This is a genomic window from Streptomyces sp. NPDC091279 (genome assembly GCF_044757465.1).
GTDB lineage: Bacteria > Actinomycetota > Actinomycetes > Streptomycetales > Streptomycetaceae > Streptomyces.
This window is the reverse complement of sequence record NZ_JBIVVA010000007.1, coordinates 383,937-401,715: the sequence shown is the minus strand read 5'-3', so window position 1 is coordinate 401,715 and position 17,779 is coordinate 383,937. Positions and strand designations below refer to the sequence as shown.

At 70.9% G+C, this 17,779-nt stretch carries 17 protein-coding genes; 9 read left to right on the top strand and 8 right to left on the bottom strand.

Translation table 11 applies throughout. From position 1 onward, the window contains the following. Positions 1-55 precede the first annotated feature (55 nt). Both ACIQOU_RS20220 and ACIQOU_RS20215 read right to left on the bottom strand, forming a co-directional pair. Positions 56-1,276 carry a cytochrome P450 gene (locus tag ACIQOU_RS20220; protein ID WP_401538134.1) on the bottom strand — a complete coding sequence of 407 codons (1,221 nt, stop codon included), beginning with the start codon at positions 1,274-1,276 and terminating at the stop codon, positions 56-58. A gap of 406 nt (positions 1,277-1,682) precedes the next feature. Next, the gene (locus ACIQOU_RS20215; RefSeq protein ID WP_401538133.1) at positions 1,683-3,455 is read right to left on the bottom strand and encodes an acetyl/propionyl/methylcrotonyl-CoA carboxylase subunit alpha; all 1,773 of its coding nucleotides are present in this window, start codon (positions 3,453-3,455) and stop codon (positions 1,683-1,685) included. 348 nt (positions 3,456-3,803) lie between these two features. On the opposite strand from ACIQOU_RS20215, the gene ACIQOU_RS20210 reads away from it, so the two are divergent. Further along, positions 3,804-4,289: a hypothetical protein gene (locus ACIQOU_RS20210; RefSeq protein WP_401538132.1), complete on the top strand. Its 486-nt coding sequence runs from the start codon at positions 3,804-3,806 to the stop codon at positions 4,287-4,289. On the opposite strand, the gene ACIQOU_RS20205 is transcribed toward ACIQOU_RS20210, so the two are convergent. The 4 genes from ACIQOU_RS20205 to ACIQOU_RS20190 all read right to left on the bottom strand — a co-directional run bounded on the left by ACIQOU_RS20205 (position 4,258) and on the right by ACIQOU_RS20190 (position 7,084). After that, positions 4,258-4,863, bottom strand: a complete 606-nt coding sequence (locus tag ACIQOU_RS20205) for a Maf family protein (RefSeq protein WP_401538131.1) — start codon at positions 4,861-4,863, stop codon at positions 4,258-4,260. The two genes, ACIQOU_RS20210 and ACIQOU_RS20205, sit on opposite strands and share 32 nt — an antisense overlap. 105 nt (positions 4,864-4,968) lie before the next feature. Then, positions 4,969-5,103, bottom strand: a complete 135-nt coding sequence (gene mmpB / locus ACIQOU_RS20200; RefSeq protein WP_401538130.1) for a morphogenic membrane protein MmpB — start codon at positions 5,101-5,103, stop codon at positions 4,969-4,971. A 161-nt stretch (positions 5,104-5,264) separates the two neighbouring features. Continuing rightward, on the bottom strand, positions 5,265-5,474 hold the full coding sequence (locus ACIQOU_RS20195) for an acyl-CoA carboxylase subunit epsilon (protein WP_401538129.1): 210 nt from the start codon (positions 5,472-5,474) through the stop codon (positions 5,265-5,267). 26 nt (positions 5,475-5,500) lie between these two features. Then, positions 5,501-7,084, bottom strand: a complete 1,584-nt coding sequence (locus tag ACIQOU_RS20190) for an acyl-CoA carboxylase subunit beta (protein WP_401538128.1) — start codon at positions 7,082-7,084, stop codon at positions 5,501-5,503. A gap of 140 nt (positions 7,085-7,224) precedes the next feature. On the opposite strand from ACIQOU_RS20190, the gene ACIQOU_RS20185 reads away from it, so the two are divergent. From ACIQOU_RS20185 to hutH, 5 genes are all read left to right on the top strand, one after another. Further along, positions 7,225-8,082 (top strand): biotin--[acetyl-CoA-carboxylase] ligase, encoded by an 858-nt coding sequence (locus ACIQOU_RS20185; RefSeq protein ID WP_401538127.1) that lies wholly within the window; start codon positions 7,225-7,227, stop codon positions 8,080-8,082. Between the two features lie 148 nt (positions 8,083-8,230). After that, positions 8,231-9,334, top strand: coding sequence for an adenylate/guanylate cyclase domain-containing protein (locus ACIQOU_RS20180; protein ID WP_401538126.1), 1,104 nt, complete (start codon positions 8,231-8,233; stop codon positions 9,332-9,334). A 245-nt stretch (positions 9,335-9,579) separates the two neighbouring features. Beyond that, positions 9,580-10,374 (top strand): enoyl-CoA hydratase/isomerase family protein, encoded by a 795-nt coding sequence (locus ACIQOU_RS20175; protein ID WP_401538125.1) that lies wholly within the window; start codon positions 9,580-9,582, stop codon positions 10,372-10,374. Between the two features lie 74 nt (positions 10,375-10,448). Then, complete coding sequence (locus ACIQOU_RS20170) at positions 10,449-11,606, top strand: diguanylate cyclase domain-containing protein (protein WP_401538124.1); 1,158 nt, start codon at positions 10,449-10,451, stop codon at positions 11,604-11,606. An 87-nt stretch (positions 11,607-11,693) separates the two neighbouring features. Beyond that, a complete protein-coding gene (gene hutH, locus ACIQOU_RS20165) occupies positions 11,694-13,241 on the top strand; it encodes a histidine ammonia-lyase (protein ID WP_401538221.1) in 1,548 nt (515 codons plus the stop codon). Positions 13,242-13,385: 144 nt separating this feature from the next. Here hutH and ACIQOU_RS20160 read toward each other — a convergent pair whose 3' ends face one another. After that, complete coding sequence (locus ACIQOU_RS20160; RefSeq protein WP_401538220.1) at positions 13,386-14,339, bottom strand: serine hydrolase; 954 nt, start codon at positions 14,337-14,339, stop codon at positions 13,386-13,388. A gap of 331 nt (positions 14,340-14,670) precedes the next feature. Here ACIQOU_RS20160 and ACIQOU_RS20155 point away from each other — a divergent pair, with 331 nt between their 5' ends. The 3 genes from ACIQOU_RS20155 to ACIQOU_RS20145 all read left to right on the top strand — a co-directional run bounded on the left by ACIQOU_RS20155 (position 14,671) and on the right by ACIQOU_RS20145 (position 16,911). Then, entirely contained in the window at positions 14,671-14,838 is a 168-nt protein-coding gene (locus ACIQOU_RS20155) for a hypothetical protein (protein ID WP_401538122.1), read from the top strand. 85 nt (positions 14,839-14,923) lie between these two features. Then, the gene (locus ACIQOU_RS20150) at positions 14,924-16,120 is read left to right on the top strand and encodes a JmjC domain-containing protein (protein ID WP_401538219.1); all 1,197 of its coding nucleotides are present in this window, start codon (positions 14,924-14,926) and stop codon (positions 16,118-16,120) included. Further along, the gene (locus tag ACIQOU_RS20145; RefSeq protein WP_401538121.1) at positions 16,054-16,911 is read left to right on the top strand and encodes an aldo/keto reductase; all 858 of its coding nucleotides are present in this window, start codon (positions 16,054-16,056) and stop codon (positions 16,909-16,911) included. The genes ACIQOU_RS20150 and ACIQOU_RS20145 overlap by 67 nt, the downstream gene beginning before the upstream one ends. Here the strand turns inward: ACIQOU_RS20145 and ACIQOU_RS20140 are convergent. Next, positions 16,899-17,756, bottom strand: a complete 858-nt coding sequence (locus ACIQOU_RS20140; RefSeq protein ID WP_401538120.1) for a hypothetical protein — start codon at positions 17,754-17,756, stop codon at positions 16,899-16,901. The genes ACIQOU_RS20145 and ACIQOU_RS20140 overlap by 13 nt on opposite strands. Positions 17,757-17,779: the final 23 nt, after the last annotated feature.

Sequence of the window (17,779 nt, the reverse complement as noted above, 5' to 3'; positions counted from 1 at the left end):
ACCCCAGGGGCGCGGGGAACTGCGCACAACACCTCAGCCCCCCACGGAGTGCCCCTCACCACGTCACGGGGAGTTCCAGCAATCCCTGGACCGCCTCGGCGGGTTTGAAGGGGATCTCGTCGGGCGGAACGGCCAGGCGGAGGCCGGGCAGCCGGTCGAAGAGGGCGTGCAGGGCGATCTCCAACTCCGCCCGGGCGAGATTCTGCCCCAGGCACTGATGGATGCCGAAGCCGAAAGCGACATGATGACGCACCGGCCGGCGCCAGTCGAGGCCGTCCGGATCGCCGTAGACACTCTCGTCACGGTTGATGACGGCGGCCGAGAAGATCACCCCCTCACCCGCCCGGATCGTCGTCCCGGCGATCTCGATGTCCTCGACAGCCATCCGCAACATGTCCGCGATCGACAGCAGCCGCATCAACTCCTCGACCGCGTCGGGCAACAGCCCCGGATCAGAGCGGAGTTCGGCGAGCCGCTCCGGATGCTGGAGCAGCGTGAAGACGCCGAGCGAGATCATGTTGGCGGTCGTCTCGTGCCCGGCGACCAGCAGGATGAAGGCCAGGTTGACGAGGTACGCGCGGTCGACCTCCCCGGAGCGCAGCTCCCGCCGGACGAGGTCGTCCAGCAGCCCGGCGCCGGGCTCCTCCCGCTTCCGGTCGATCAGGCCCTCGACATACGCGCCGAGCCGTTCGCGAGCGTCCCGCACATCACCGGGCCCGGGACCGCGCAGCAGCCGACGGGACTGTTCCTCGAAGAAGTCGTGGTCGTCGTAGGGCACGCCGAGCAGGGCGCAGATCACCATGGACGGCACGGGCAGCGCGAACGCGGCCACCAGATCCACGGGCGGCCCCTGCGCGATCATCGCGTCGAGCCGTTCGTCGACGATCTGCTGGATGCGCGGGCGCAGCGCGGAGGTCCGTTTGAGGGTGAAGTCGGCGGCCACCATGCGGCGTTGGGCGCGGTGTTCGGGGTCGTCGACGCCGAGGAGCGCGGCGCGCTCGCGGGACGGGGCGAAGCGGAAGGTGTGCGCGGGGAAGCCGGGGCGGGTGCGGTCGGCGGTCAGGCGCCGGTCCGCCAGCAACTCGCGGGCCACAGCGTGACCGGTGACGAGCCAGGCCTCGCGGCCGTCGAAGTGGGTGACACGTGCCAGTGGGCGGGTGGCGCGGAGGGGGTCGTAGGCGGCGGGCGGGTGGTAGGGACAGGTCCGGTCCTGGGGGAAGGGGACGGGGTCCGGCCCGTCTTTCTGCCCCGCTGTCATTCCTGTGCAGTCCGGCATGACGACCTCGCAAGACGACGTGTGCCCCCGTGCGGATCTTCATTAGAAACGCCGGGCGACTGGACGAACGACGGAGAATCCGGTCAGCCCACCCACCTGATTCGGCCGGAACCGTTATGCCGTTCGAACGACCGGCGCTGCCGCGCAAGAGGGGCAGTGGGCAGGTGCGGGTAGGTGGGGGCTGGCCGCGCAGTTCCCCGCGCCCCTTAAAAGCAGGTGGGTCCGGGCAGCCTTGGACCAGAAGGGCCGCCGCCTGGAGTTGGTCGCGCCCGCGCGACGGAGCCGCATATGGGGAACAGCCCCGCGCCCCTTAACGGCGATGACCCTGGCGCGTCTCAACGCAACGTGCCCGGCGCCGCAGCCAACTGGCTGCGGCGCCGGGCACGTTGGACCCTGCGTTGTGGGGTCAGTCCTTGATTTCGCAGATGGGGGCGCCGGAGGTGACGGAGGCGCCGATCTCTGCTGCGAGGGCCTTGATGGTGCCGGCGCGGTGGGCGTTGAGGGGCTGTTCCATCTTCATGGCTTCGAGGACGACGATGAGGTCGCCTTCCTTGACCTCCTGGCCTTCCTCGACGGCGACCTTGACGATGGTGCCCTGCATGGGGGAGGCGAGGGTGTCGCCGGAGGCGACGGGGCCGGACTTCTTCGCCGCCCGGCGTTTGGGCTTGGCGCCGGCTGCGAGGCCGGTGCGGGCGAGGGACATGCCGAGGGAGACGGGGAGGGAGACCTCAAGACGTTTGCCGCCGACCTCGACGACGACGGTCTCGCGGCCGGGTTCCTCGTCGGACTCCCCGTCGACGGCGGCGGTGAACGCCTTGATGTCGTTGACGAACTCGGTCTCGATCCAGCGGGTGTGGACCGTGAACGGGTCGGCGGAGCCGGTGAGTTCGGGGGCGAACGCGGGGTCCTGGACCACGGTGCGGTGGAAGGGGATCGCGGTGGCCATGCCCTCGACGCGGAACTCCTCCAGGGCGCGTGAGGCGCGTTCCAGGGCTTCCTTGCGGGTGCGGCCGGTGACGATGAGCTTGGCGAGCAGGGAGTCCCAGGCGGGGCCGATGACGGAGCCGGACTCGACGCCCGCGTCCAGGCGGACGCCGGGGCCGGTCGGCGGGTCGAAGAGGGTGACCGTGCCGGGCGCGGGCAGGAAGCCGCGGCCGGGGTCCTCGCCGTTGATGCGGAACTCGAAGGAGTGGCCGCGCAGTTCGGGGTCGCCGTAGCCGAGTTCCTCGCCGTCGGCGATGCGGAACATCTCGCGCACGAGGTCGATGCCGGCGACCTCCTCGGTGACCGGGTGCTCCACCTGGAGACGGGTGTTGACCTCAAGGAACGAGATCGTGCCGTCCATGCCGACGAGGAACTCCACGGTGCCCGCACCGACGTACCCGGCCTCCTTGAGGATGGCCTTCGACGACGCGTACAACTCCGCGACCTGCGCCTCGGACAGGAACGGCGCCGGCGCCTCCTCGACGAGCTTCTGGTGACGCCGTTGCAGCGAGCAGTCACGGGTGGAGACGACGACGACGTTGCCGTGCGTGTCGGCCAGACACTGGGTCTCCACGTGCCGGGGCTTGTCGAGGTACCGCTCCACGAAGCACTCGCCGCGCCCGAACGCGGCGACCGCCTCGCGCACCGCCGAGTCGTACAGCTCCGGCACCTCTTCGAGGGTGCGGGCCACCTTCAGACCGCGCCCGCCACCGCCGAACGCGGCCTTGATCGCGATCGGCAGCCCGTGCTGCTCGGCGAACGCGACGACCTCCGCCGAGCCGGAGACCGGGTCGGGGGTGCCGGCGACCAGGGGGGCGCCGGCGCGCTGGGCGATGTGCCGGGCGGCGACCTTGTCGCCCAGGTCGCGGATGGCCTGCGGGGGCGGGCCGATCCAGATCAGGTCCGCGTCCAGGACGGCCTGGGCGAACTCCGCGTTCTCCGACAGGAAGCCGTATCCGGGGTGGACGGCGTCCGCACCGGACTCGCGGGCCGCGTTCAGGACCTTCCCGATGTCGAGATAGCTGGTCGCCGGGGTGTCACCGCCCAGGGCGAACGCCTCGTCCGCGGCCCGGACGTGCAGAGCGTCCCGGTCCGGGTCGGCGTAGACGGCCACGCTCGCGATTCCCGCGTCGCGGCACGCCCGGGCCACGCGGACAGCGATTTCGCCACGGTTGGCGATGAGCACCTTGCGCACGATTGAGGCTCCCTCCTTGAAACAAGCCGAGTTTAGGGACAGCCGACACGGCGCATCGACCCGTCCCCCGAGGTGAGCTTGCCCACACGGAGCGTGAACCGAGGTCCGCTCGACCCGGGAAATCCCTTGTCGCACCTCGGTACGCCGGACTCCTCCCGGAAACCCTAGCCCTCCTACGCGGTGCAGGTCTCTGTGAGAGCGCGCTGCGGGGTACCGGGTTTCTTTGTGGAGTCCCTACTAATGGCCCAATGAATCTTTGCGCTCGGTGGAACCCTTGTCCCGAGGTTTACCCGTTAGTAGCGTTCACGGTGTAGGCGAACCGTCGAACGCTGGGAGGGGGCGGGGCCGGTGATCCGCAGGCCTGTGGCGTGGACCGTGGCGGTCGTGCTGGGCGTGGAGGCGTTCGCGGTCGGGGCGCTCAACTGGCTCCTCGGCGTCGTCGCCGACCGCCAGCACATGTCCCTGGCGCGCGTCGACCCCGCGCTGATGGTGCGCTCCACGCAGATCGCCGCGATCGTCTTCGGCCTCTACTTCGCCCTGTGCGCGCTGGTCGCCCTGCTGGTGGCGGTCCGCGACCGGGAGCCGGCCGGCCTCGGCAGGGCGCTGCTGATCAGCGCGGCGGTGGTGCACGGGATGCTGGGCGCGTTCGGGTGGGGCCTGGTGGGCTGGACGACGTTCCTGTACATGGTCGTCGTCCTCGCCCTGATCGTGCTGCTCCTGGTGAGCTACGACGCGCCCGCCGACCGCCGGGCCGAGGGCGGGCCCGGAGAAGGGCCCCATGAAGGGCCCGGGGCGGCTCCTGTCACGCCTCCTGCGGCGCCCACAGCTCCGTGATCCCCACGCCCAGCTCGGCCAGCAGGCGGCGCACGAGGGGCAGGCTGAGGCCGATGACGTTGCCGTGGTCGCCGTCGATGCCGTCGATGAACGGCGCCGAACGGCCGTCCAGCGTGAACGCCCCGGCGACGTGGAGGGGCTCGCCCGACGCCACGTACACGGCGATCTCCGCGTCGGTGGGCTCGCCGAAACGGACCACCGTGGACGCCGTCGCCGACACGTGCCGTTCGCTCGCCGTGTCCCAGACGCAGTGGCCCGTCTGGAGGGTCCCCACGCGGCCCCGCATCGCCTTCCAGCGGGCGGTGGCCTCCTCGGCGTCGGCGGGCTTGCCGAGGGCCTGACCGTCCAGGTCGAGGACCGAGTCGCAGCCGATCACCAGGGCGCCGTGGACCTCCGGGCGGGCGGCCACCACCGAGGCCTTCGCCTCGGCCAGCGCGAGGGCCAGGTCGGCGGGGGTGGGGGCGGTGACCGCGTCCTCGTCGACGCCGCTGACCAGTACCTCGGGGGTGAGGCCCGCTTGCCGCAGGAGGTTGAGGCGGGCGGGGGATTGGGAGGCGAGTACCAGTCGGCGCATGCGGTCACCTTAGCGGCGGGCTGGGGCGGCGTTCTGGCGGGCGGTACCGGTATCCGACCTGCCGGTGCGGGGGGTTGTCGGTGTCCGACCTGCCGGTGCGGGTCGTTACTGGTATCCGGCGCCCAGGACTATCAGGGCCAGGATCATGGCCAGGGCCAGGAAGAGGCCGAGGCGTCTGAGGGTCTCCTGCATCTTGCGGAGATCTTCGGGTGGCTCGTTCTCCGGGTCGGACCACAGCATGCCCTCCAGGGTGCGGGGGGATTGGCTGCGCCGCCTGAGTATGCGTACTCAGGTTTGTGGGCGGGTGCGGGTTGGTGGGGGCTGGGGTTTTGCGCCCGCGCGGCGGAGCCGCATATCGATACAGCCCCGCGCCCCTAAAAGCCAAAAGCAGGTGGGCTTGGTCAGGTTGGCCAGTAGGTGCGGGACCAGGACGTGGGGCCTGGGGGTGGTAGGGGGGCGGTGGCGATTCTGGAGGGGTCGGACCAGGATGAGGGGGTGGGGGGTGTGGGGGGTGGGGGTGGTGTTGCTGCTGCTGCCCTTGCTCTGACCACCGTTAGGGCTGCTGCTAGTTCTTCTGGGGTGGGGTTGCCCCTGAGTACCCTGATGTCCATGGGGGGTCCTGGGGTTGGAGGGGGATTTAGAGGGGGATGTTGCCGTGCTTCTTCGGGGGGAGCTGCTCGCGCTTCGTGCGGAGTTGGCGTAGGCCTCGGACGATCTGGGCCCGGGTGTCCGAGGGGCGGATGACGGCGTCGATGTAGCCGCGTTCGGCCGCCACGTAGGGGTTGAGGAGGGCGTCCTCGTACTCCTGGATCAGGCGGGCCCGGGTCGCGTCGGCGTCGGACGCGTCCGTGATCGTGCGCCGGTGCAGGATGTTCACCGCGCCCTGCGCGCCCATCACGGCGATCTGCGCGGTCGGCCACGCCAGGTTCAGGTCGGCGCCCAGGTGCTTGGAGCCCATGACGTCGTACGCGCCGCCGAACGCCTTGCGGGTGATCACGGTGATCAACGGGACCGTCGCCTCGGCGTACGCGAAGATCAGCTTGGCGCCGCGCCGGATGATCCCGTCGTGCTCCTGGTCGACGCCGGGCAGGAACCCGGGCACGTCGACGAAGGTGACGACCGGGACGTTGAACGCGTCGCACGTCCGCACGAACCGGGCCGCCTTCTCGGACGCCCTGATGTCGAGGCAACCGGCGTACTGCATCGGCTGGTTGGCGACGATGCCCACCGGGCGGCCCTCGACCCGGCCGAACCCGGTGAGGATGTTCGGCGCGAACAGCGGCTGCGTCTCCAGGAACTCGGCGTCGTCCAGGACGTGTTCGACCACCGCGTGCATGTCGTACGGCTGGTTGGCGCTGTCCGGCACCAGCACGTCCAGCTCGCGGTCCTCGTCCGTGACGGCGAGGTCCGCCTCCTCCGGGAACGACGGAGGCTCGCTGAGGTTGTTGGACGGCAGGAACGACAGCAACTGCTTGACGTACTCGACGGCGTCCTTCTCGTCCCCGGCCATGTGATGGGCCACGCCGGACGCGGAGTTGTGGGTGCGGGCGCCGCCCAGTTCCTCGAAGCCGACGTCCTCGCCGGTGACCGTCTTGATGACGTCGGGCCCGGTGATGAACATGTGCGAGGTCTGGTCGACCATCACCGTGAAGTCGGTGATCGCCGGGGAGTAGACCGCGCCGCCCGCGCACGGGCCGACGACCAGGCTGATCTGCGGGATGACACCGGAGGCGTGGGTGTTGCGGCGGAAGATCTCGCCGTAGGCACCGAGGGAGGCCACGCCCTCCTGGATGCGGGCGCCGCCGGAGTCGTTGATGCCGATGACCGGGCAGCCGGTCTTCAGCGCGAAGTCCATCACCTTGGCGATCTTCTGCCCGTAGACCTCGCCGAGGGCTCCGCCGAACACCGTGAAGTCCTGCGAGAAAACGGCGACCGGGCGGCCGTCGACGGTGCCGTACCCGGTGACGACGCCGTCGCCGTAGGGGCGGTTGGCGTCGAGGCCGAAGTCGGTGGAGCGGTGCCGGGCGAACTCGTCCAGTTCGACGAAGGAGTCCTCGTCGAGGAGGAGCCCGATCCGTTCGCGGGCCGTCAACTTGCCCTTCGCGTGCTGCTTCTCGACGGCACGGGCCGAACCGGCGTGGGTGGCCTCGTGGATGCGGCGTTCCAGATCCGCGAGCTTCCCCGCCGTCGTGTGCATGTCGATCTCTTCCGGCTCGGACATCGGGATGCGGCTCCCTGCCTGCTCAAAAGGGCGTGACGGTTACTCATCCGTAGAGTAGTGCGGGGCCTGGCGATCGGCAGTGCGGTCTTCACCACATCCGGCGCAGCACACCCGGGCACGGCACGCCTAGGGTGGGGCGCATGACCCCGCGAGACGCTTCCGACGACAGTCGCTGGTCCGACCTGGGACGCCCGCCGCTGAACGGCACCGCCCTGCGCCGGGCACTGGTCCGCGACGGCGGCCTGTGGAACGACGTCCAGATCGTGGCGAGCACCGGCTCCACCAACTCCGACCTCGCCGCCCGCGCGGTCGCGGGCCGGGCCGCCGAGGGCGCCGTCCTGATCGCCGAGGAGCAGACGGCGGCCCGCGGGCGCCTCGACCGGCGCTGGAGCGCACCCGCCCGCTCCGGCCTCTTCTTCTCCGTCCTGCTCGAACCCGCCGTCCCCGTCGCCCGCTGGGGCTGGCTGCCGCTGCTGACCGGCGTCGCCGTCGCCACCGGGCTGTCCCGGGCGGCCGGCGTCGACACGGCACTCAAGTGGCCCAACGACCTCCTGGTCACCGTCGACGGCCAGGAACGCAAGGCCGGCGGCATCCTCGCAGAGCGGGCCGGCGATAACGCCGTCGTCGTCGGCGTCGGCATCAACGTCACCCTGCGCGCCGACGAGCTGCCCGTGCCCGGCGCCGGGTCGCTCGCCCTCGCGGGCGCCGCCGGCACCGACCGGGACCCGCTGCTGCGGGCCGTTCTGCGGGCCCTGGAGCAGTGGTACGGGCGCTGGGTGGAGGCCGACGGCGACCCCGCCGCCAGCGGCCTCCAGGAGACCTACGCGGCCGGCTGCGCCACCCTCGGCCGTACCGTCCGCGCCGAGCTGCCCGGCGGGCGCGAGCTGGTCGGTGAGGCCGTCGCGGTCGACGGTGACGGGCGGCTGGTCCTCGCCACCGAGAACGGGGTGCAGGAACCGGTCGGCGCCGGGGACATCGTTCATCTGCGGCCGGTGTGACCACCGGCTGAGCAATATCGGCGCGGCGGGCGTTAAGGAGGAGGAACGGCGGGGGAGCGGCGGCGCCACGGGAGTGAGCTACCGCACACCTGCCGTAGAGTTGTGGCCGGTCGATACCTGACCGTGGCAGATCGGAAGGGCAGCAGGCGTGACCGTCGACGACACGGGTTCCGGCACCGGCGCGCACGGCCGCGTGGACCCCGAGGACGCCGATACCGGCGAGGACCCGCTCGCCCTGCGCCTCGAACAGCTCATCCTCGGCGCCGAGCGCCGCTACACCCCCTTCCAGACCGCCCGCAGCGCCGGTATCTCCATGGAACTGGCCTCCCGCTTCTGGCGGGCGATGGGCTTCGCCGACATAGGCCAGGCCAAGGCGCTCACCGAGGCCGACGTGCTCGCCCTGCGGCGCCTCGCCGGGCTCGTGGAGGCGGGGCTGCTCAGCGAGGCGATGGCGGTGCAGGTGGCCCGTTCGACGGGGCAGACCACGGCGCGGCTCGCCGAGTGGCAGATCGACTCGTTCCTGGAGGGCCTCACCGAGCCGCCCGAGCCGGGCATGACCCGCACCGAGGTGACCTACCCCCTCATTGAGCTGCTCCTGCCCGAGCTGGAGGAGTTCATCGTCTACGTCTGGCGGCGCCAGCTCGCCGCCGCGACCGGGCGGGTCGTGCAGGCCGCCGACGACGAGGAGATGGTCGACCGGCGGCTCGCCGTCGGCTTCGCCGACCTCGTCGGGTTCACCCGCCTCACCCGGCGCATGGAGGAGGAGGAACTCGGCGAACTCGTCGAGGCCTTCGAGACCACCGCCGCCGACCTCGTCGCCGCGCACGGCGGGCGGCTCATCAAGACCCTCGGCGACGAGGTCCTGTACGCCGCCGATGACGCGGGGGTCGCCGCGGAGATCGCGTTGCGGCTCATCGAGACCATGGCGAACGACGAGACGATGCCTGAGCTGCGGGTCGGGATGGCGTTCGGGACGGTCACCACTCGGATGGGTGATGTGTTCGGTACGACCGTGAATCTTGCCTCGCGGTTGACGTCGATAGCTCCTCGGGACGCTGTCCTTGTCGACAGTGCGTTTGCTCAGGAGCTGATTCGGATGGATGAGGCTCCGGCCTCCGAGGCTGCTGCGGGGGAGGTGGGGCCGGGTTATCGGTTTGGGCTTCAGCCGATGTGGCAGCGGCCTGTGCGGGGGTTGGGTGTGGTGGAGCCGTGGTTGTTGGCTCGGCGGGACGGGGCCGCGGCCGCGGGGTGAGGGGCCGTTGCCGGGTGCGGGTGGGTGGGGGCTGAGGTTTTGCGCAGTTCCCCGCGCCCCTGGGTGAGTGGTGGGTGCTCGCCCGTGCGTATGTGACGGTTCGTCGTGGCTGGTCGCGCAGTTCCCCGCGCCCCTTAGCGGCGTTGCCGGGCCGTCAATGTCGATACAGCCCCGCGTCCCTTTTCCGGGTGGTCTGGGGGTGTCATTATTTGGGCTGGGGTTAACTCTCGTTAACTGGAGGCGTTGTGGGTGAGGTGCGGTTTGGGGAGTTTGTTGGGGTTCGGCGGGAGGGGGGTGTTGCTGAGCTGGTGCTTGATCGGCCCGGGGCCATGAATGCCGTGTCCAGTGGGATGGCTCTGGCCATCGCGGGGGCGTGTGAGGCTCTTGCCGGGGACCGGTCGGTTCGGGTTGTGGTGGTCACGTCGACGCATCCGCGGGCCTTTTGTGTGGGGGCCGATCTGAAGGAGCGGAATTCCTTCAGCGACGCCGATCTGCTACGGCAGCGGCCGGTCAGCCGGGGGGCCTACGGCGGGGTTCTCGCGCTGCCGATGCCGACGATCGCCGCGGTGCACGGGTTCGCGCTGGGGGGTGGGTTCGAGTTGGCGTTGTCGTGCGATCTGATCGTGGCCGACCCCACGGCCGTGGTCGGGCTGCCGGAGGTTTCGGTGGGGGTGATTCCCGGGGGCGGGGGGACGCAGTTGCTGCCCCGGCGGGTGGGGGCCGCCCGGGCCGCCGAGCTGATCTTCACCGCGCGGCGGGTGGCGGCGGCCGAGGCGGTCGGGATCGGGCTCGTCGACCTGCTCGTGGACGAGGGCCAGGACCGGGACGAGGCGCTGGCGCTGGCCGGGCGGATCGCCGCGAACTCACCGGTCGGCCTGCGGGCGGCCAAGCGGGCGCTGCGGGTCGGGCACGGGCTCGATCTGGCCGCGGGCCTTGAGGTCGAGGACGCCGCCTGGCGGACCGTGGCCTTCTCCGGGGACCGGGCCGAGGGGGTGGCGGCGTTCAACGAGAAGCGCGCGCCCCAGTGGCCGGGGGAGTAGCGGCGGGAGCCGTTCGGTCACCCCGCCGCGTCGTCAATGTCCCTAATTGTCCGAAACGTCCCTAGCCTGGGGCGATGAGTGAGGACAGGCGGCTCACGGCCGTGGTCGCGTTGGCGCAGGGGATGGCTGCGGCTCACGGTTCGCGCGAGGCCTGGCGGGCGGCGGCGACCGGTGCCTGTCACGCGCTGGACGGGAGTTTTGCCGCGCTGTCGGTGTGGGAGCGCGGAGTGGGGCGGCTGCGGGTCCTCGTCAATGTGGGGGAGCGGGGCGCGGGGGAGGCCGAGTTCCCCGAGGACGAGTCGTATCCGGTGCACCAGTTCCCGGAGATCACCGAGTTCCTGCACGAACGGTGGGCCGGGGGCGGTGAGCCCAACGCCTGGGTGGAGACGGCGGAGGGGCCGGCGGCCGGCAACCGCCCCGGCTACGTCCATCAGCGCGTCGCCGCCCTGCGCCGCCGGGGCCGGGGTTCCTGTGTGGTCGCGCCGATCGTGCTCAACGGCCGGGCCTGGGGCGAGCTGTACGTGGCCCGCCCGGCCGACGCCCCCGTCTTCGAACGGGCCGACGCCGACTTCGCCACCGTTCTGGCCTCCGTCGTCGCCGCCGGGATCGCGCAGGCCGAGCGGCTTGAGGAGGCCCGGCGGCTGGCCTTCACCGACGCCCTCACCGGTCTCGCCAACCGCCGTGCCGTCGACGGCGAACTGGACGAGGCCATCGAACGGCACCGCGTCGAGGGCGTCGTCGTCAGCCTCGTCGTCTGCGATCTGAACGGCCTCAAGCACGTCAACGACACTCACGGGCACGCCGTCGGAGACCGGCTCCTGGAGCGGTTCGGGTCGGTGCTGTCGCTGTGCGGGGCGATGCTGCCGGGGACGCTGGCCGCTCGGCTGGGCGGTGACGAGTTCTGCCTCCTCGCGGTGGGCCCCTCGGCCGACGACGTGGTGCGGGCGGCCGCCGAACTGTGCCGCCGGGCCGCCGAGTTGGAGTTGGGCGAGGGGGTGGCCTGCGGGGTCGCCTCCACCGCCGACCCGATCGGGCCTGTCCACTCGGCCCGCCGGCTCTTCCGGCTCGCGGACGCCGCCCAGTACCGGGCCAAGGCCGTGCGGGCCGCCGTTCCGGTGGTCGCCGGGCGGGAGGGGCCCGACGATCCCGTCATCCGGCTCGCCGACCAGCCGCCCCGGGGTGACGGGGCCGAACGACGACGGTTCCGGGGGCGGGGCGGGGACGCGGGGTAGTGCTCGGTGTGAGGTATCGGTAAGGGGCGGGGCCCCGATCCACTGGTGACATCGTGGAATTCACTGCGTACGCTCCTGAATATGGATATGCACACTGTGGTGGTGGGGACGTCCGGGGTCACGGCCTCCGACGTTCTCGCCGTGGCGCGCGCCGGCGCCCGGGTCGAACTCTCCGCCGAGGCGGTCGCCGCACTCGCCGCCGCCCGCGAGGTCGTGGACGCGCTGGCCGCCAAGCCCGAACCCGTCTACGGCGTCAGCACCGGCTTCGGCGCCCTCGCCAGCCGGCACATCAGCCCGGAGCTGCGCGCCCGCCTCCAGCGCAACATCGTCCGCTCGCACGCCGCCGGGATGGGGCCGCGCGTCGAGCGGGAGGTCGTGCGGGCGCTGATGTTCCTGCGGCTGAAGACCCTCTGCTCCGGCCGCACCGGCGTGCGCCCCGAGGTCGCGCAGACCATGGCCGATGTCCTGAACGCCGGGATCACCCCCGTCGTCCACGAGTACGGCTCCCTCGGCTGCTCCGGCGACCTCGCGCCGCTCTCGCACTGCGCCCTGACCCTCATGGGCGAGGGCGACGCCGAGGGCCCCGACGGCGTCGTCGGCCCCGCCGGTGACCTGCTCGCCGCGCACGGCATCCAGCCCGTCGAACTCCGCGAGAAGGAGGGGCTCGCGCTCCTCAACGGCACCGACGGCATGCTCGGCATGCTGGTGATGGCCCTCGCCGACCTCGACGTCCTCTACAAGACCGCCGACGTCACCGCCGCCCTCTCCCTGGAGGCCCTCCTCGGCACGGAGAAGGTGCTCGCCCCCGAACTGCACGCCATCCGGCCGCACCCGGGGCAGGCGGACGCCGCCGCCAACATGCTGGCCGTGCTGAAGGGTTCGGGGCTCACCGGGCACCACCAGGACGGGGCGCCGCGGGTCCAGGACGCCTACTCGGTGCGGTGCGCTCCGCAGGTCGCCGGGGCCGGGCGGGACACGGTGGCGTACGCCCGCCTCGTCGCGGAACGGGAGTTGGCCGCCGCCGTCGACAACCCCGTTGTGCTGCTTGGCGCTGGGGGAGGCCGGGTCGAGTCCAACGGCAACTTCCATGGGGCGCCGGTCGCTTACGTTCTCGACTTCCTCGCCATCGCCGCCGCCGACCTCGCCTCCATCGCCGAGCGGCGTACCGACCGGCTGCTCGACAAGAATCGCAGTCACGGGCTGCCGCCGTTCCTCGCGGACGACCCGGGCGTCGACTCCGGGCTGATGATCGCTCAGTACACGCAGGCGGCGTTGGTCAGCGAGATGAAGAGGCTGGCCGTTCCGGCGTCCGCGGACTCGATTCCCTCGTCCGCGATGCAGGAGGACCACGTGTCGATGGGGTGGTCCGCCGCGCGGAAGCTGCGGGTGGCTGTCGGCAACTTGGCGCGGGTGCTGGCGGTCGAGCTGTACGCGGCGACTCGGGCGGTCGAGCTGCGTACCGGGCTGGAGCCCGCGCCGGCGTCCCGGGCGGTCGTGGACGCGGTGCGCTCCGCGGGGGTGGCGGGGCCTGGACCTGATCGGTTCCTGGCGCCCGACCTTGAGGCGGCGGACGCGTTCGTGCGGGGCGGGGGTGTGGTGGCCGCGGCCGAGATGATCACCGGCCCCCTCCGCTGACGCGGGGCCAGGGGAGGGGCGGTTCGGTTGCATGCGGGGTGCGGGTCTGTGGGGGCGATCAGCCACGACAGTGCCGTTCCGCCCCTCAACCCGTGGGCCGGGCAACGCCCGGCTTTGATAGGTGGGCTCCAAGACAACAGACTTCTACCTGAGTGACCTTCGTACCGCGTCGGCCAGCGAAGCCGCGCGCACGTCGTCCCCTCCGACGACGTTGTTCATCACGTAACCGAAGGCAATTCCGTGATGAGGGTCGGCGAACCCGAGTGAGCCTCCTCGTCCCGTGTGGCCGAAGGAGTGTGGGCCGGCCATCGGGTTGGAATCGGTGGGCAGCATGTACCCGGAGCTGAATCGGCTCGGGATCAGCATCACTTGATCCTTCCCGCCCGTTTGCTCCCTGGTCGCCGACTCCAAGGTCTCCGGAGCGAGCAGGCGCGTACCGTCCACCTCGCTGATCAGCGCGGCATACATGCGTGCCAGGGCGTAGAGGCGGATTCGGATGCTCTCCGTGTACCTGCCGGTGCTCAGGAGGCCGGTGACGAGGGCGAGATCGCCGCGTGCCTGCTCCAGGAGTGTGGCGCCGCCGAGTTGGTCGTCGAGGGTGCGGAGCGTGCTGATGCGCTGCTCGATCGTCGAGACCATCGTGTCCGTGACCTGATCCCCGTCCAGCGCCGAGGCGAAGGCGGACGGCGCGTCCACCCAACTCGCCGCGAGACCGGTCAGGGCGACGCCGGTGATGGTGAGAAAGCCCCGGCGATCCATGCGGCCGCTCCCCACGAGTTCGGACAACGCCTCCACGGTACCGGCCTCGGTCCACGGGGCGGTGAGCCCCGTGACCTCCCAGACCGGCAGCCACCGGGGCCAACCTTCCCTCGGCGCCTGCTCGTACGGGACGCGCAGCAGGTCGGCGAGTACGCGTTGGGCGTCCGCGTCCGGCTCTTGGCCCTGCTCCCACTTCCACACCGTGGTCCGGTTGGTCGCGAGCGGGATTCCGAGCGACCGCCCGTGGGCCTGCATGAGGCGGGCGAACTCGGCCTTTCCCCATCCACGTGTCTGGCGGAGGAAGCTCAGCGGGTGGACCGCCAACGGCTCACCAGGCATGTCATCACTTCCCGTCATGCGCTATTCGCTCAAGGCGTAGTGGGGAGGCTACTTCGCGTGGCCGCGCACGGGGAGGGCGGCCGCCCATGAGGAACCCCCTGGAAACGTTCCGCCTTGCCAGCAGGGGCCGTTGACTGAGTATCACCGTGCGCACGTGCGCAGACGGTCTTCCGAATCACCGCTGACCCGCCCTGTCCCGGCGCCGGACTGCCGCTCATCGTGCGCCCCATGACCGCCGTCCCACGGCAACCCACGTCTCCCACGGCCGTGGGGCGGCCATCGACCTCCCGTCGGAGCCCTGACGGGAGAACCGAAGAGGAAGGAGCACGAGGTGGCAGAGAACTCGACACCGCCTCCGGACCGAAGCGGCCTCCTGGTGGCCGTGCAGGAGTTGACCGCCGTCCACGACCGGTACGACAGCCTCCGGTCGGACAACCAGGGCAGTTCCGGCGACGCGCCGTGGCCGGGTGGCGACGGCAACCTGCACGACAGCGAGTAGGTACCAAGCGGTGAGGGCCGGTGCGCTTGGCCGCGTCGGCCCTCTCTGTGTCCGCATCAGTGGTCGAACCCATGGAGGACGCATGATGGAACACCGGTTGATCAGCGCCATCGAGGCGGCGCTCGGCTGGAATGGAGCCGAGGAACTCGGCAAGGACTTCGTGCGGGGGAGCGTGGACGATCCCGCACTCGTCTCCCGCATCATGACCCCGAACCGCCTGCTCGACATCGCCATGCGCAGGAGCCTGAACCGCCCTCAGTTCCGGTGCTTCCAGAAGGGCGAGGAGGTCCATCCGGCCGTCTACTACACCGACAGCGTCAGTCCTCGGGGCCAGAGCATCTCCATGGTCAACATGCGCGGCCTGGGCAGGCTCCTGGGAGAAGGCGCGACGGTGATCATGGACCAGGCCAACGTCTTCGATCCGACCATGGAAGTCGCCTGCCGGGCCATGCAGTGGTGGTCGAGCGAGCGAGTCCAGGTCAACGCGTACCTGACGACGAACGACGCCTCCGGCTTCCCTCTGCACTGGGACGATCACGATGTCGTCATCGTTCAGCTCGCGGGTGAGAAGGAGTGGGAGGTCCGTGCGACCTCCCGCGCGGTCCCGATGTACCGGGACGCCGACCCCAACACCACTCCGAGCGACGAGATCATCTGGTCCGGCCCGATGCGGACCGGCGACGTCATGCACATCCCCCGGGGCCACTGGCACCAGGCGACACGCACCGGCAGCGGCTCCGGCAAGAGCCTGCACGTCACGTTCGGCATCACCAAACGCACGGGGGCGAGCTGGCTCGCGTGGCTGGCCGACTGGTGCCGCGAACACGAGATCTTCCGCCACGACCTCGACCGCTGGCAGGCAACCGACAGCGAAGCCCTGACCGCGGCCGCCGCTCAACTGGTCGGGGAACGCCCGCCGTCCGACTTCCTGGCCGCCTGTGAGCAGGCGACGACCCTGCCTCGGCACGTGCCGTTCCTCGACATGCTCGGGCCGCTCGACGCCGTGGTGTGCACCACCCATTTCCCGCCCCGGGTTCAGGAGCACGGAGAGACCGTCGGCATCGTGGCCTCGGGGAAGAAGCTCACCCTCGCGGCCAAGGCCCTGCCCGCACTTCGTCTGCTGCTCAGCGGCAAGCCGGTGGGGCTGGACCACGGCACGGCCGTCGTCGGAGCCGAAGTCAGGGACGTTGCTGAGATCCTGGTGGAGGAGGAGCTGTGCGCGGTGCTGACCCCCGAGTTGTCCTCGGGCTACACCGGTCTCGTCACGAACGTCGGCTCCTGACCGGGGCGCTCGACGTCGGCGTCACGGCACTCGACACCAGTACCACCTACCTCGGCTTCCGTTCGCATCAGGTCCTGGCGCGGACGGCCGGAGACCTGCTGCCGGAGTTCGCCGTTTCCACGAAGGTGGGCTACTTTCCGCGACCGGGCGGGGCGGAGCACTCCTTGGACCCCGTACGGCTGCACGCGGCCGTGGAACAGGCGGCTGAGGATCTGGGGCGGGAACCGGATCTGGTGTTTCTGCACAACCCGGAACACTCGCTCCGCGAGGTCGGCCCGGATGGCCAGGAGGTGCTGGCAGAAGCGTGCGCTGCCCTCGATGACGCTGCGAGCAAGGGCCTGTGTGCCGCCTGGGGCATCGCCTCCTGGGAGCCGTCAGCCCTGGTGGGACTGATCGGCCCGACCGTACCGAGGCCGGCGACTCTCATGGTCCGGGCCGGTCTGCTCGTCGGAGTCGGAACACTGGACGCCGCAGACGCTCTCGTCGAGGTGTGGGACCTGGGCCCCAGTGAGGTATGGGGCATGAGCCCCTTCGGCGGTAGTACCAGCGACTCGGTGTGGGGCGCGATCGACCCCCGTGTCTTCCTCGGTGACAGCTGTCAACTGTCGCGCGTGCAGGCGACGTTCCTGGCTGCCTATCACCTCCCGAGGGTCGGCGCTGTGGCTGTGGGCACTGATGAGCCCGCCCATCTCGGCGAACTCGTCGGCGCCCTGGTCGGAGAGGTCGAGGAACGAACGGTCCGGGAGTACCGGAGTCTCCTGCGGGACCGTTCACGCGATCAGCCGGTCTGAAGCTCCTTGACGACCTGTTCGGCCATGCGCCGGGCGGGTTCCAGCCGAGGGTCCTCCGGGTGTGCGTACGGCCCGAGGATCTTCGAGCAGGCGAACAACGTCATCACCTTGCCGTCCCGGCTCTCGAAGTCGGACCGGCGCTCGTGCCGTACGCGATCGGCCAGAGCCGGGACAGCGAGGGAACTCGCCCACAGCGAGGCCGAGTCCAGCCCCAGCGGCGCGTCACCCCAGTCCTCCCAGTCGAAGAGACTGAACGCCGGAGCGGTCACGTTGGCCCAGTTCAGATCCGCGTGAGCGGGCACCCACTGCTCGATGGTCGTATCGACATCGCCGGAGAAGACACCGCGGACGGACTCGGTGACGAGGGCCTGGGTGATGGTGTCGGTGTCCGGGGTGGCGATCCGCCGCGTGCTCTGGGCCGCCAGCGCGTCCAGCGAGGTGTTCAACGCCTCCCACCAGGCGTCCGGGAGCTCCGGGGCTCCACTCAGGACGGCGCTGCCGACAGGAGCCCCTGGCAGGAGCTCGGTTTCGTCGGCTCGCCACATCACCGGCCCGTCCGTGGCCCGCCAGACCACGCATCCGTGCCATTCGGGCTGGGCGACGCCCTTCAGACGGGCGGCGCTTTCCGTCCCGTTCCAGCCCTGGTCGGAGATCTTGTCGAGCGGGCGCCGCTCGATCCGTACCCAGGTGTCGCGGTCTGTTCCGGCCCCCACGGAGCGGCGCTTGCGCACCATCGTGTCCGGGAGCAGCCCCACGTGGAGAGACCGCTCGACGCGATCAAGAACCTCGTCAACCGGCTGTACACGCAGGTCGACAACCTGACCCGTGGAGACCGAGAGCGCCATGGACGTGACCGTAGCAGTGGTGC